Source organism: Winogradskyella sp. KYW1333 (genome assembly GCF_003335675.1).
In the GTDB taxonomy this organism is placed as follows: Bacteria; Bacteroidota; Bacteroidia; order Flavobacteriales; family Flavobacteriaceae; genus Winogradskyella.
The window spans coordinates 159,042-172,985 of the sequence record NZ_QPHL01000017.1 but is presented as its reverse complement, the minus strand read 5'-3'; the positions used below and the strand labels follow the sequence as shown (position 1 = coordinate 172,985).

11 protein-coding genes are annotated in these 13,944 nt (G+C 35.1%); 2 read left to right on the top strand and 9 right to left on the bottom strand.

What is annotated here, in order from left to right; genetic code table 11:
- Nucleotides 1–2: 2 nt before the first annotated feature.
- A complete protein-coding gene (locus DUZ96_RS10540) occupies nucleotides 3–869 on the bottom strand; it encodes a M23 family metallopeptidase (protein WP_114301907.1) in 867 nt (288 codons plus the stop codon).
- A gap of 113 nt (nucleotides 870–982) precedes the next feature.
- Here DUZ96_RS10540 and DUZ96_RS10535 point away from each other — a divergent pair, with 113 nt between their 5' ends.
- Nucleotides 983–1,162, top strand: coding sequence for a twin-arginine translocase TatA/TatE family subunit (locus DUZ96_RS10535; RefSeq protein ID WP_114301906.1), 180 nt, complete (start codon nucleotides 983–985; stop codon nucleotides 1,160–1,162).
- Nucleotides 1,163–1,210: 48 nt separating this feature from the next.
- Here DUZ96_RS10535 and DUZ96_RS10530 read toward each other — a convergent pair whose 3' ends face one another.
- The 3 genes from DUZ96_RS10530 to DUZ96_RS10520 form a co-directional block, all read right to left on the bottom strand.
- Nucleotides 1,211–2,191, bottom strand: coding sequence for a DUF4837 family protein (locus tag DUZ96_RS10530; RefSeq protein ID WP_114301905.1), 981 nt, complete (start codon nucleotides 2,189–2,191; stop codon nucleotides 1,211–1,213).
- Between the two features lie 21 nt (nucleotides 2,192–2,212).
- Nucleotides 2,213–3,766, bottom strand: coding sequence for a LysM peptidoglycan-binding domain-containing protein (locus DUZ96_RS10525; RefSeq protein WP_258774371.1), 1,554 nt, complete (start codon nucleotides 3,764–3,766; stop codon nucleotides 2,213–2,215).
- A 61-nt stretch (nucleotides 3,767–3,827) separates the two neighbouring features.
- Nucleotides 3,828–5,015 carry a phosphoglycerate kinase gene (locus DUZ96_RS10520; protein WP_114301904.1) on the bottom strand — a complete coding sequence of 396 codons (1,188 nt, stop codon included), beginning with the start codon at nucleotides 5,013–5,015 and terminating at the stop codon, nucleotides 3,828–3,830.
- A 154-nt stretch (nucleotides 5,016–5,169) separates the two neighbouring features.
- Between DUZ96_RS10520 and DUZ96_RS10515 the strand changes: the two genes are divergently transcribed.
- Entirely contained in the window at nucleotides 5,170–6,327 is a 1,158-nt protein-coding gene (locus tag DUZ96_RS10515) for a DNA polymerase III subunit delta' (protein WP_114301903.1), read from the top strand.
- A 29-nt stretch (nucleotides 6,328–6,356) separates the two neighbouring features.
- Here DUZ96_RS10515 and DUZ96_RS10510 read toward each other — a convergent pair whose 3' ends face one another.
- From DUZ96_RS10510 to DUZ96_RS10490, 5 genes are all read right to left on the bottom strand, one after another.
- On the bottom strand, nucleotides 6,357–6,884 hold the full coding sequence (locus tag DUZ96_RS10510; protein WP_114301902.1) for an OmpH family outer membrane protein: 528 nt from the start codon (nucleotides 6,882–6,884) through the stop codon (nucleotides 6,357–6,359).
- A 216-nt stretch (nucleotides 6,885–7,100) separates the two neighbouring features.
- Entirely contained in the window at nucleotides 7,101–7,952 is an 852-nt protein-coding gene (locus DUZ96_RS10505) for a bifunctional 2-polyprenyl-6-hydroxyphenol methylase/3-demethylubiquinol 3-O-methyltransferase UbiG (protein WP_258774370.1), read from the bottom strand.
- Between the two features lie 54 nt (nucleotides 7,953–8,006).
- A complete protein-coding gene (gene mnmG, locus DUZ96_RS10500) occupies nucleotides 8,007–9,878 on the bottom strand; it encodes a tRNA uridine-5-carboxymethylaminomethyl(34) synthesis enzyme MnmG (RefSeq protein ID WP_114301900.1) in 1,872 nt (623 codons plus the stop codon).
- A gap of 86 nt (nucleotides 9,879–9,964) precedes the next feature.
- Nucleotides 9,965–10,372, bottom strand: a complete 408-nt coding sequence (gene ybeY, locus DUZ96_RS10495) for an rRNA maturation RNase YbeY (protein ID WP_114301899.1) — start codon at nucleotides 10,370–10,372, stop codon at nucleotides 9,965–9,967.
- Complete coding sequence (locus DUZ96_RS10490; RefSeq protein ID WP_114301898.1) at nucleotides 10,359–13,943, bottom strand: DUF4175 family protein; 3,585 nt, start codon at nucleotides 13,941–13,943, stop codon at nucleotides 10,359–10,361. The genes ybeY and DUZ96_RS10490 overlap by 14 nt, the downstream gene beginning before the upstream one ends.
- Between the last annotated feature and the right edge of the window lies 1 nt (nucleotide 13,944).

Below are 13,944 nucleotides of genomic sequence, written 5' to 3'. Positions count from 1 at the left end.
TACTAAAAATCAATAAAATTGGTTGGGTTAACCGGATAGCCCTTACTCCATAGCTCAAAATGCAAATGTGGACCTGTGCTCAATTCGCCTGTATTACCTGACATAGCAATTACTTCGCCCGCTTTTACTAAATCACCTTGTGATTTTGTAATGGCAGAGTTGTGCTTATATACCGAAATTAATTCCTGATTATGCTTCATAATAACCACATACCCTGTTTCTACTGTCCATTCTGCAAAAATCACAGTGCCATCGGCAACTGCTTTAATTGGTGTATTTGTTGCGACAACAACATCTACTGCATAATGTTTTTCTTTTATATCGTAATCATCAGAAATTGTTCCGTTAACTGGTGGAAATAGCACAAAATTGGATGGGTCAATTGAGGATTCGAATAAATTATATTTATCCTCTTTTTCTACTTTTGCCCTCAAAATGGAGTCCTCTTTGTTCTTCTCTACTTCTAAATAATCTAAATCATTCTTTGCGAGTTCCATTATTGAATCTCTATTAAATTCAACAGAGGCAATATCTCCTGTTAGCACCTTTCTGATTGAGGAATAATATTGTTTGTTCAGCTCAAGCTCTCTTACTAGCGAATCGGTTTTATAGTTTAATAAGGAGGCTTCTTTTTTTAATCTTGCAGAAGAATATCCTGGAATATATTCTCTTAGAGGTGTAAACGCAATAAGTAAGGTGGTGAAGAAGATTAATACAATAGCAGAAATTGACGTCAAAACAAAGACATTTAACCTGGTAAGCTTTATAGCAAAGCGCTCTTCAAAAGTATCTTCATTTAAGATTACAAGTCGATACTGATGTAGTAATTTTTTGGCTAATTTTTTTTCTTTTTTTTTCTTTTTTGCCATCGAAACAAAATTAGTTAAAATACTGAAACCTTATTGTTATTAAGTGCTAAAGTTAGCTAAACAACGTTGTTATTTAAGTTTAATTATTAACTTTGTAGCCTAAATTAAAAATTATGAGTTTTGTTACAATACCCTTAGCTATTGGGTGGCCCCAAGTGGTATTAATAGCGGTAGTAATTTTAATCCTTTTTGGTGGGAGAAAAATTCCTGAATTAATGAGAGGGCTGGGCAGTGGATTGAAAGAGTTTAAGGATGCCAGCAAAGATGAATCTTCAAACGAGGAAAAAGAATAAAAAATAACACCACAAAAAAAGCCAGCATCTTAGCTGGCTTTTTTTATTTTATTTAATCTTTATTGATTTTATTATCGATTCTAACTCGAACACTAAATCTCGTTTACTAAGAGATGGTGCATATACGTAACCATCTGCAACCAAATAACGGCTATTAATTTTGTCCTCTATTAAGTAGGTGATAAATGGCCCGGCCATTGGATATTCATTCATTGTCCAAACACTTCTAACCTCGTATGTTGGTTTGTTGTCTATTATGGTGTTAAACATTGAGGGTGCATATGCTTCTTCCACCTTCATGTAAATATTGTCTTCTCCAGGTATTTTCGTTTTTGATACACGATCCCTCATTTTAACAATATCAACAATCGTACTATCTCCCTTTGAAATTGTTTCCAATGGAATTTCATAAAACATAAACTCCATTGTTTTTGAGTTGCTTATATTTTTTCTTACCCAGAAAAAATCATCTGTTGCTTTGCTTATTCTGTATGCAGAAGGTATGTTTATTGTAAAACCTAAACTTTCCTCTATTTTTTCATCGACAAGTAAAGACAGCTTTATTCGCCTTTGTTTTTCTTTTACTTCTTCTTTGTTAAATGCATCAATAATTTTATCCTTATTTTCTTGAAGTTGATTAATTATTTCTGCATCTGTTTTGCCTCTAATTACCGCAACTGTTTGTGGTTTTGCAAAAGCTTCATTAACGATTTCGGTCGTTGGTTGCAAATTACCCTTCTCTATTTTAAGAACAATTCTGCTTCGAGTAGTAAAACCATCAAAAACCTGAGTTGGGATTTGATGAAGTTTAAATAATGGTTCGTCTACTGGCAATCCATTTAAAGGTGCGGCAAAAATGTTTCTTATACTTTCTCCAACCTTATTATCCCAGAGCAAATTATCTACCACCACAGATATTGTATTTAAATTTCCGTTAGACGCTGGCAAATAAACTTTCTTTCCATCGCTTTTGCCTTCGCCACAAGTTAGAAAAAGCATACACATTAATACAGTATAGACTGCTCTCATATCTTTTAAATTTTTTGGTATTTATTTAGACACTATTAGCGTCATTCCTATTTTAAGATTACTACCACTAATATCGTTCCAATCTTTAAGATTCTCTACAGAAACTCCAGAAAATTTTTGCGCAACACTCCAAAGGGAATCACCCTCTTTTACTTTATAAGTTATTCTACCCTTAGTTTCTGTTGGTTTTTTAGTGGTCTTTGGCGGTGGTGTTGCAACTGGATTTCTTGGGTATATGGTAAGTCGTTGGCCTATTTTTAAATTATTGCTTCTTAGTCCATTCCAGTGTTTTATCTGGCTTACTCTAACGCCATATCGTCTTGCAATCTTTCCTAAATAATCTCCACTCTTTACACGATACCTAATTTTAGAATCTTGATTAAAAAGTTGAGGTAGTGGTTTTTCACGTTTATTAAATTCCGCTTGGGCGAAAGCATAAACTTTATCCTCATTAGACGTAAACACTCCAATGGCTTCTCGAGGCAATCTGAGTGCGTAAGTTTTGCCCTCTACTTTTGGAATTATATCTAATTTATATGATGGATTTAAAAATTGAAGCTCCTCAATATTTACTCCGGTCACCTCAGAAACATGGTCTAAACTAATCATTTGCTTTACATGTACAGTGTCTGTTTCAATATACTGAAAAGCTGGTCTCTCGGGTTTAAATCCGTGTTCTTCTGCGTATTCAAAAATATACATAATGGCTAAAAAAGATGGGACATACCCAGCTGTTTCTCTTGGCAAATTAGATCTTATATTCCAATAATTTTTATAACCACCAGATCGTCTTATTGCCTTATTAACATTACCAGGTCCCGAATTATATGCCGCTAATGCTAAGTCCCAATCACCAAATATTTTATATAATCTAGATAAGTATTGTGCCGCTGCTGTTGTAGATCTAATCGGATCGCTCCGCTCGTCTACATAGCTGCTAACATCTAATTTGTATTCCCTTCCGGTTGCAAACATAAATTGCCAAAGCCCTGTAGCGCCAACCCTGGATCGTGCTCTGGGTTTTAATGCGGATTCAACAATTGCCAAATACTTCATTTCTAGCGGAATGTTATAATTGTCAAATTCTTGCTCAAACATTGGGAAATAAAAATGACTTAGCCCCATAAGTCGTTCTACCGAGGACCTTCTTTGTTTTAAAAAACGCCTAATTACACTTTCTAAAGAGGGATTGTACTCTATATTGAATGGTGTTCTAGCGTTGAGTCGCTCAAGCCTTGCCTTCAATGTGTCCGTTGTCAATTCGGGATAATCAATAGGTTCGTAGGTTAATTCTGAAACAGATTTGTAAATTGTATCATAAAGCGAGTTACTATACAGTTCCCCCAACCATTTCTGATCTAATTCCTTGGCTTCGGTCAAGTCTTGCAGGTTCTTAATTTCAAGGGAATCTAATTCAGCTGGGATTTTGTTTTGTGTGCTTATTATTCTGCCATCTATAATAGAATCACCAATCCTTAAGGGTACATTCTTGCTTGTTGCTGTACTATCTACTTGAGCATATGTCACGCACACAATAAAGCACATGTAGATTGTAATATTACCCTTTATCTTCATGGTTCAAATTATTTAACGCATTAAATGTAACGCGTTTTTACTATAGTATAGTGTTGGAATTTTAATTCAGTATTGCAACTATGCCCGGTAACGTCTTTCCTTCAAGGCTTTCTAACATTGCTCCACCACCAGTACTTACATAGCTTACCTTGTTTTCAAACCCAAATTGCTTTACTGCCGCTACTGAATCTCCTCCACCCACTAAAGAGAAAGCGCCGCCTTTTGTTGACTTGGCTATTGAGTTGCCAAGTGCTATTGTTCCTTTGGAAAATGTTTCCATTTCAAAAACCCCTAACGGTCCATTCCACAGAATAGTTTTACTTTCATTAACTACGTTGTCAAAATTCTCTAAAGATCTTGGCCCCGCATCTAATCCCTGCCAGCCATCAGGAATGCTCTTTACATCTACTACTTGCGTATCTGCATCATTGCTAAAGCTGTTTGCCGCAACAACATCTATTGGTAAATGAATTTTTACTCCTTTGGCCTCAGCTTGTTTCAATATATCTAGTGCAAGTTCCATTTTATCATCTTCGCAAATAGACTCACCAACACTTCCGCCTTGGGCCTTCACAAAGGTGAATGTCATTCCGCCACCAATAATAAGATGGTCTACTTTATCCAAAATGTTTTCAATAACCGTGATTTTTGATGAAACCTTAGCGCCACCTAATATTGCAAGCACTGGTTTTTCTCCATCTTCCAATACCTTTTTAATGCTTTCAATTTCCTTTGCCAAAAGGTGCCCAAAGCATTTTGCTTCAGGAAAAAACTGGGCCACAATAGTTGTTGAGGCATGGGCTCTATGAGCTGTACCAAATGCATCATTAACATAAATGTCACCAAGCTTTGATAAATTCTCAGCGAATTCCAAATTGCCTTTTTTTTCCTCTTCATGAAATCGTAAATTCTCCAGCAGCAATATTTCTCCAGGCTGAAGTGTGTTAGCCATAGCTTCAGCTTCCTCGCCAACACAATTTTCAGCAAACTTCACCTCCACCCCTAAAACATCTTCAATTTTTGTTATAATGTGTTTCAACGAAAATTCGGCTTGCACACCTTTTGGCCTTCCTAAATGAGACATTAAAACACAACTTCCTCCGTCTTCTAATATCTTAATGATTGTTGGTTTGGCAGAAACAATTCTCGTGGCATCTGTTACCTCAAAATTTTCATTAAGCGGTACGTTAAAGTCTACTCTTATTAATGCTCTTTTATCTTGGAAATTAAAATCTTTTAATGTCTTCATTTTATATTGTTTAAGAAACAAATATAAAGATTAGAACCAATAAAAACCTATAATAAACATCAAGCATTTTAAGGTTTTTAAAAAAATTTGAATTCACTATTATATCAATGCTTTTAAAATTTTGGTTAGTAGAAAAAATGCATAGTTTTGTTTCATGCTATTTTCAGATATTTTAGGGCAGGAACATATTAAAAGTCACTTAACAAAAAGCGTTGATGAGGGGAGGATTGCACACGCACAATTGTTTGTTGGGCCAGAAGGTTCAGGCACCTTGCCCATGGCATTAACTTATGCTCAATATTTACTATGTGGAAATGTACGGGGTGAAAATTTAGGGGGTAATGAGTCCTGCAATCTAAAGTTTAACAACTTTTCTCATCCTGATCTACATTTTGCTTTTCCTGTAACTACAAGCCATAAAGTTAAAAGCAAACCCGTTTCTAACTTCTATCTAGAAGAATGGAGACAATTATTAGAACAACAACCTTATGGTAATTTATTTGATTGGTATAATCTATTGGGTGTAGACAATAAACAGGGGCAAATTGGTGTAGATGAGGCTCATGAAATAGTTAAATCACTATCATTAAAATCATATGAGGGTGGTTATAAGGTAATGATAATATGGATGGCTGAGAAAATGAATACAGCTTGTGCAAATAAATTATTAAAGCTTATAGAAGAACCGCCAGAAAAGACTGTTTTTATATTGATCGCAGAAGATGAAGAACAAATAATCAACACCATAAAGTCGCGATGCCAAGTTCTACATTTTCCTTTGTTACCAGAAGAAACTATTGCCAGCGGTTTGGTAAAAAACTTTCATATTGAAAAATCAGTAGCTTCAAAAATAGCCCACCAATCAAACGGTAATTATAACAAGGCTTGTGACTTAATTTACCAAGATAGTGAAGATATTCAGTTTGAAAAGTGGTTTGTTGTTTGGATTCGATCTGCTTTTAAAGCCAAAGGAAATAAAAGTGCTATCCATGATCTTATATCATGGTCAGAGGAAATAGCCAAAACCGGTAGGGAAACACAAAAAAAGTTTCTAAGGTTTTGTCTGAATTATTTTAGGCAAGCTTTATTGCTTAATTACAAAGTAAATGAGTTGGTATATCTTGAACCAAAATCTGAAAACTTCAAATTAGAGAAATTTGCTCCTTTTGTCCACGATAATAATATTTTGGAAATTTCAAAAGAAATTCAAGATGCTGTATACCATATTGAGCGAAATGGAAATTCTAAGATAATTCTTATGGACTTGTCTATTAAATTAACTCGACTACTTCATAAAAAAAGCCAAGCATAAGCTTGGCTTTAATTTTATATAAACTTAATCTATTCTTTTGTGCCAGAACTATCCTCTTCCTTATTAAGTTCTGCTATAATTTTATCTGTAATATCCTTAGCGTCAGACCCATAGAGAACACTACCCGCTTCATTGGCGCCTAGTATAAACGTATATCCATTTTGTTTTCCGTAGTCTTTTATAAACGTTTTTACTTGTTTAACCAGAGTATCAATTTCCTTTTGTCCTTCTGCCTGTAATAGCTTTTCCTCATTACCAAGTTGATAATCCTGCATTTGTTTTTTCTGAACTAGTGCATTGTACTCTTCCTCTGCTTTGTTTTGTTTCATTTTAGAGGCGCGCGATTGAAACAATTGTGCCTCAACTTGAATTGCTTGCTGCAAGCTGTCAGCTTTTTTATTAAAGGTTTCTATTTTCGCTTTGAATTTCTCCTCAAAGTCTTTTTTCTTTTGATATTCATTAACAACTTTAGCGTTATCTACAAAAGCTATTTTTTGTTCCTCTTGACAAGCCATAGTTGTCAAGGTAATAAACAATAAAAGGATTAAATTTTTCATAATTTCATTTTCGTATAAATCTTTGCAAATGTAAAAAAGTTAGAGTGTGAAATAGACTTTTTTACAACTATATACAAAATCAATAAATATTAAGTTCCTTATTAATAATTTCAATAAAAATTGGGGCCAAATAAAGCTGTTTAACACCCCTTTTTAAATTGGGCGGTTAACGTGTTGCTGGTGGGGCTAAAAAGCCATTAAAATGATTCTTTAGCGTTAATTGGTTTGTTTTAAGACATAAATTAAAGAAGAGTAGTCATTATTGTGCCTTGCCCGGTAATTAGATTTCAGACCAACCCAAAATGCTTTTAACGGATTCATATATCCTGTCTTATATTTTTCAGAAAGCAAACTAACGTAATAGGCGTCAAAGATTAATGGTATAGTTTTAATAAGTGTAAAGTTCTCCTTCTGAAATAATTTATTGATTGATTTTCTTGAAAAATGCCACAGGTGTCTTGGAACATCATATGCCGCCCAAAACTCTTTATAGTGGGCAGCGTCATAACTTTTATAATTGGGAACTGCTATAATCAATAATCCGTTTGGTTTTAACAGCTTTCTAAAAAGTTGAATGTGAGTATCTAATTTCGGCAAATGCTCTAAGACATGCCAAAGCGTAATAACATCGAAGGTGTGTTCTTTCAGATTGTCAAGGTGGTCAATTTCAAAAACGTTTTGATTGGTTTTGACATTTGCAATTTTTCTTGCTTGCTCGTTAGGTTCAATTCCAGTAACTGTCCAGCCATCTGTTAACGCAATTTTTAAAAAATCGCCCGTGCCACATCCAACATCTAAAAGTTGTTTTGATTCATTTCCAAAGGAATTGATTAACCGCAATTTCTTTTTTAAGGCTCTGGATCTAATTATGTGGTATACACGCTCAAATAAATTTCGCTTAGAATCCGTGTGTGAAATATAATCTTCACTTTTATAGTATTTAGATAATTGATCCTCATTTGGCGCTGGAAAGGTTTCAAGTATTTCCGTGTCCTCATTAAAAATCAATTGAAATTCTTCTCCAGAAACTGAATGGTCTTTTACCTTTAAATAAGTTAATCGGTTCATTTTTCCATTCATTTTTTAAACATATAAGTTTAAATGTTTCACGTGGAACATTAATTATCTCCCTAAATAAACTAATAAAACAGAAATGTCGTTTGGTGATACACCACTAATTCTTGACGCTTGAGAAATGGTTACTGGTTGAATTTCTGTTAATTTTTGCCTAGCCTCCATACTCATAGATTTTAATCTTGAATAATCAAACCCTTTAGGGATCTTAAGATTTTCTAGCCTATTCAGTTTGTCAGCGTTGTTTTTTTCCTTTTCAATATAACCCGCATACTTAACTTGAATTTCTGTCTGCTCAATAACTTCAAGATCTAAATTGTTTTCTTGGATATATTGATCTACTGCTTTGAACTTTCTAACATCTTCAATTGTAATATTCGGTCTAGCAAAAAGCCTGAACATCTTGTCTTGTTGTTTTACGGGTGCAGAATTTTTTGATTCTAAAACAGGGTTTGCCTCTTCAGGCTTTACGCTTGTTTCTCTAAAAAACTGAACAAAGGCATCTGATTTCTTTTGTTTCTCCTCCATTCGCTCTAGCCTCTTTTCTGATGCCAAGCCAAGATCATACCCCTTTGGTGTTAATCTAAAATCTGCATTGTCTTGTCTAAGCAATGTCCTGTATTCTGCTCTTGAGGTGAACATTCTGTAGGGCTCCTCTGTTCCTTTTGTGATTAAATCATCTATAAGTACACCAATGTATGCTTCATCTCTTTTTAAGGTAAAGGGGTCTTTTTCCTGCACCTGTAAGCTAGCATTAATTCCCGCCATAAGACCTTGCGAAGCCGCTTCTTCATAACCTGTTGTTCCATTTATCTGCCCAGCAAAAAATAACCCATCAACCAACTTTGTTTCCAAAGTTTGTTTTAGTTGGGTTGGTGGAAAATAGTCATACTCAATTGCATAACCAGGCCTAAAAAATTTCACATTCTCAAAACCAATAACTGATTTTAATGCCTTAAACTGCACATCCTCTGGCAAAGAGGTTGAAAAACCATTTACATAAACCTCAACAGTATTCCAACCTTCGGGCTCAACAAACAACTGGTGCCTGTCCTTGTCGGCAAATCTGTTTATTTTGTCTTCAATGGAAGGACAATATCTAGGACCCACACTTTTAATTCTGCCATTAAACATTGGTGAACGATCAAAACCTTCTCTCAACAAATCGTGAACCTCTGTGCTAGTATAAGTCATATGACAAGACCTTTGTTTTGTCAGTGGTTTTGTAATATCTAAATAGGAAAATTTCTCAGGGTCTTTGTCGCCAGGTTGTTCTATCATTTTAGAATAATCTAAAGAACGACCATCAACTCGAGGGGGTGTGCCTGTTTTCATTCGTCCAGAATCAAAACCAATTTCTATAAGCTCTTCCGTTATTCCCGTTGCGGCCCTTTCTCCGGCACGACCACCACCAAAGTTCTTGTCGCCTATGTGAATCAATCCATTTAAAAAGGTGCCATTGGTTAGTACGACAGATTTAGCCTTAACCTCAATTCCAAGAGAGGTTTTAACACCAACAATCTTGTCACCCTCTAATAAAAGCCCGGAAACCATTTCTTGATAAAAATCTAAGTTAGGTGTCTTCTCAAGCAACAACCTCCAGTCTTCCGCGAAACGCATTCTGTCACTTTGCACTCTGGGGCTCCACATGGCGGGGCCTTTAGATTTATTAAGCATTTTAAATTGAATGGCTGATGTGTCAGAAACAATACCGCTATAACCACCCAAAGCATCTATTTCTCGAACAATCTGCCCTTTGGCTATTCCACCCATTGCGGGATTACATGACATTTGAGCAATGTTTTGAAGGTTCATTGTAATCAACAAGGTTTTGCTTCCCATGTTAGCCGCCGCAGCCGCCGCCTCGCTTCCTGCATGACCCGCACCTACAACTATAACATCATAAACATCACTAAACATTCTTTTCTGGTTAAACTGTTCCACGTGGAACAAAAATTAGTTCTAAATAAAAATTTTGCAAATATACATTGAAAAGCTAATAAACACTAATACCGAGCAACGTAGTAATCCTCTTTGGCCCGCATAGCGTTGACCTCATTATCTAACTTATCTTTGTAGCCACAAAAATGTAGAATACCATGTATCAAAACGCGTAATAATTCAGAATTAAAATCAACCTCAAATTTCGTGGCGTTTTCCTTAACTCGATCTACAGAAATAAAAATGTCACCGTGTAGCTGTTTTCCTACTCTATAATCGAAGCTAATAATATCTGTGTACGTATCGTGATTTAAATACTGAAGATTAATCTTGTGCAAGTATTCATCTGTACAAAACACGTAATTTATTTCGCCTACAAGAAATCCCTCCGCAGCTACTGCTTCAGCAATCCATTCTTTCAATCTCTTTTCTTCTTCTAGATGTAAAATAGTTTCGAAATTAAAATTTATCATCTGTGCTTTTAAAATATTCTTGAATTTTCATCTTTAAATGATTTCGCAAAGGTAGTTCTTGCCTGTTCAATATTTCTGTAGTGTTAAAATATTGTTTTGCTGTTGGGATTTGATTTATGTTCGTTTTATTGAAATCTTCTGTATTTGTTTTAGATTCTCGCTTAGAATCCTGGCCTTGTAAAAAAGTAGCGTTTTCAAGTTTAAGTAACTGATGCTGAAGATCCATCATTTTCTGTAATGTTTGATTTGTAAAACCATAATTTAGAAGATCCAATTCAATTTCCTCCATCTCTTTAATTAACTCTCCTGCAGATTGTATTTCTCCATCTTTTACAATTTTATCTTCTAGTGCCTGTCTTAACTGTTGCTGGCGTTGATAAATCTTAAATAACTCCGCGTTTTGTTCTTCATTACCGCCCTCTCCATAGCCATCATTCTTTTCTTCTGTACCATTTCCACTATTACCTGATTTACCGTTTTTAACATCTTTACCGCTCTCACCCTCCATGTTATTGTTTGAGTCTCCTTCACCGTTCTGTTGTCCAACAGCACCATTTTTACGTTGGCCCCCATTTTGGTTGCCTTGTTCACCCGACCGACCCTCCGTACCACTTTTACCTTGTTTTCCTTCCTTTTCTCCCTGACCCTTTTGTCCTTTATCTCCTTTTTCGCCTTCTTTTTCACCCTCACCCTCTCTACCTTCTTCGCCTTGCTTTCCACTTTCATTCTTCTTTACGCCCTCCTCCATCTGTTTGTTTAGCTCCTCTTGCGACATGATAATATCCTGCAACTGTTCTCCCTGACCACCTCCAGAGTCAGGAGAAGGGTTCATGGCCATTTCCATATTATCCAATACATCACTCAAAAAGCTAGATATTTCATTACTAGCGGTAATCGTATATTGCTGAGAGGCAATCCCCTGATATAATCTGTTCTCGGTTAATTGATCTAAAGATTTATCAATGTTAAAATAAACCTCTGTTATTTGTGTATTAACCTTTTCTGAAATCTTAGGTTGTCTTAGTGATAATGCGAATAAACTGTCGTCAACATGTTCAAAATGCTCTCTTAAATTGCTCTGTTCAATTATATATTTCCCGTATTTATTATTGTTAATATTTATTTCTTCAAATGTGTTCATTAATGCCTCTTGGTCAAAGGAAAACAACAAGAGGTTTTCGAGAATTTGCCTCAACATATCAATATCCTCAGAAGCTTGGTCGCCACCGCCTCCACCTCCAGATAATGACTGTTTCATCATGTCGCCCAGCTGTTTCATTTTCTTGGAGGCCTTTTTTTGACGCTCTCCCGCTTTGTTAAGCTCCTGTTCCGATTCTGGTGTTGGCTCACCCTTTTCACCTTCAATTTCTTCCTTTTTTTCTAAAGACTCCTTGGCCTCTTTTTGGTCATAGTTAATTTCGCTTTCTATGAATTCGTCCCTTGGAACACTCATAGGCTTCTGAAGCCTTCTGTCGTCACGCTTTAGCGCGTCTATATCTTTCTGAATTTTTTCAAATTCCTCGTTTAACCTCTCTTGGTTTTCTTTTGTGTTTTCATTTTTCTTTTTAACTGACTCTTCCTGTTTTTTTGCTAAATCCTCCAATTGATTCGCAATCTTTTCGGTCTTTTTCATAACATAAAAACGCTTTGTGAGCTCCAACAGCTGTTTCATACTGCGTTTTTTGTTTTTGTTTTGCTTTGCAAGTTCTTCAAGCTTTTGAGTGAATTCCTCTTTGTTTATCTTATCCTTTAATTCCTCAAGTTCTTTTAATAGTTCCTCGTCTTGTTTAAGCTTTTCTTCATTTTCTTTTAGGCGTTCTTGTAATTCTTTTTTAAACTGATCTTCTTCTTTCTTTTCGTTCTGAAATTCTTCAAGGTTGTCTTGTAGTTTTTTGTTGAAGTTTTTCATCAGCTCCTCCTGTTGCTTTTGTCGTTTCAGAAATTCTTCAAATTTCTTTTTGTCATTAAAATTAAGTTGATCTTTTTCCTTTTGTGTTTTTGAAAATTCTTCTAATATCTTATCCTGTTCTTTAAGTTTTTCAAACGTTTTACTAATATCGTTTATAGTCTTATTCTGCTCTTGTAATTGCTTTTGTTCCTCTTCTTCTGCAGTTAATTTTCTATAATTAAATACACTACTTTTGGTGCGTTTATATCTATTTATACCATCATTATCAAAAACCTCAAAGTAAAGCTGGTAACCAACACCTTCTTTTAATTCTAATTGATCGGGGAACGAACTTATAAACTCACTGAAATTAGAATTTGAAATAGAAATTGGTTCTGTGTGTTTATTTGACTCATTATTTAATGGATAATAGACTAGTTGTAGCTTACTGAGCCCGTGGTCATCACTCGCTTGTCCATAAAAATAAAGCGTTTGATCACCTAAAGTATCCTTCTGGACTTCAACCTTTAGTTCGGGATAAGCATCCTTCACAACATTTATACTATAGGCTAAATTTTCATGGTCTTTTAGTTGATTGTTGCTCGTAGAGATGCTATAGTTATAGTTATTAAACAGGCGTTTCTGTGCGCTGAAACCACTTTCTTCTTTTGTAAACCTCAAGGTGTCCTCTGCATAAATATTAACCTCGGTAGTTGATTTTGTTGACGCTTTCCAAGTAACCTTTGTGCCTTCTGGTATTATTGCTGACCCACTACTTTTTAATATCTCGTCTTGTTTTTTAGTGTATGCTGGATAATCTAATTCCATATTAAAACTCACCAAATTAGGCGTATTCAGCACGTTTATACTATATGGTTTTGAGGTAACTCCGTTGGCTGACAGTATGAATTCTGTGTCCTGCTTTAATAGGTTGAATACAAATTGAAACTCACCCGTTGCTACTGGTTGTAAAAAATAGGATTGATCACTAAAATTAATTTGTGCGTTTTCTGGAATCACCTCTCCAGCAACCTTAATCCTTAATTTAAAACCTTTATTTTCTATTGCTTCAAGCGACTCGTTTACAACAAAAAATTGAAATGGTGCTGGTTGTTCATATGCCGTATTATAGTTTACGACCCGTTCGTAACTATCACTAAACCAATTTAGTTTACCTGACAAAAAGGATAAAGCTATTATAGTAATTGGTATAGTCGCATATTTTAAATACTTAAGATTTGATTTAAAATTTATGGCCAACTGAAAAGGAATGGGCTTAAGCTCTATAGCTTTCTGCTCGATACTTGCAATTATTAAATCAGACTGTATTGGGTTTTGGTTTAGCTGTAGGATGTTGAGTAGTTTGTCATTTACCTCAGAGAAATGACTTCCAATTAGTTTTGAGGCTGTTTCATAATTAATGCCTTTCCTAAGTTTAAATAAATAGGCTAAGGGAATAGCTATAAATTTTATAAACAGTCCCAACTCAACAGCTATGAATGCCCAAAATAAAATGGTCCTTCCGACTGAACTAAGCCACAACATATACTCTACAAAAAGAACCACTATTAAATAAAACATTCCTATTGCAAAAAATAGTATAGTGCCCTTAAGAAGTTCATTCGTGTAAAACTTCTTAATGAATGCCTCAAGCTTGCTTTTTATGGTTTCAAAATTACTCATA

Excerpts from the sequence above, each read along its gene's own strand:
- DUZ96_RS10520 (WP_114301904.1), bottom strand. The coding sequence starts at position 5,015 with ATGAAGACATTAAAAGATTTTAATTTCCAAGATAAAAGAGCATTAATA.
- mnmG (WP_114301900.1), bottom strand. The coding sequence starts at position 9,878 with ATGTTTAGTGATGTTTATGATGTTATAGTTGTAGGTGCGGGTCATGCA.
- DUZ96_RS10505 (WP_258774370.1), bottom strand. The coding sequence starts at position 7,952 with ATGAACCGATTAACTTATTTAAAGGTAAAAGACCATTCAGTTTCTGGA.
- DUZ96_RS10510 (WP_114301902.1), bottom strand. The coding sequence starts at position 6,884 with ATGAAAAATTTAATCCTTTTATTGTTTATTACCTTGACAACTATGGCT.
- ybeY (WP_114301899.1), bottom strand. The coding sequence starts at position 10,372 with ATGATAAATTTTAATTTCGAAACTATTTTACATCTAGAAGAAGAAAAG.
- DUZ96_RS10535 (WP_114301906.1), top strand. The coding sequence starts at position 983 with ATGAGTTTTGTTACAATACCCTTAGCTATTGGGTGGCCCCAAGTGGTA.
- DUZ96_RS10490 (WP_114301898.1), bottom strand. The coding sequence starts at position 13,943 with ATGAGTAATTTTGAAACCATAAAAAGCAAGCTTGAGGCATTCATTAAG.
- DUZ96_RS10530 (WP_114301905.1), bottom strand. The coding sequence starts at position 2,191 with ATGAGAGCAGTCTATACTGTATTAATGTGTATGCTTTTTCTAACTTGT.
- DUZ96_RS10525 (WP_258774371.1), bottom strand. The coding sequence starts at position 3,766 with ATGAAGATAAAGGGTAATATTACAATCTACATGTGCTTTATTGTGTGC.
- DUZ96_RS10515 (WP_114301903.1), top strand. The coding sequence starts at position 5,170 with ATGCTATTTTCAGATATTTTAGGGCAGGAACATATTAAAAGTCACTTA.
- DUZ96_RS10540 (WP_114301907.1), bottom strand. The coding sequence starts at position 869 with ATGGCAAAAAAGAAAAAAAAAGAAAAAAAATTAGCCAAAAAATTACTA.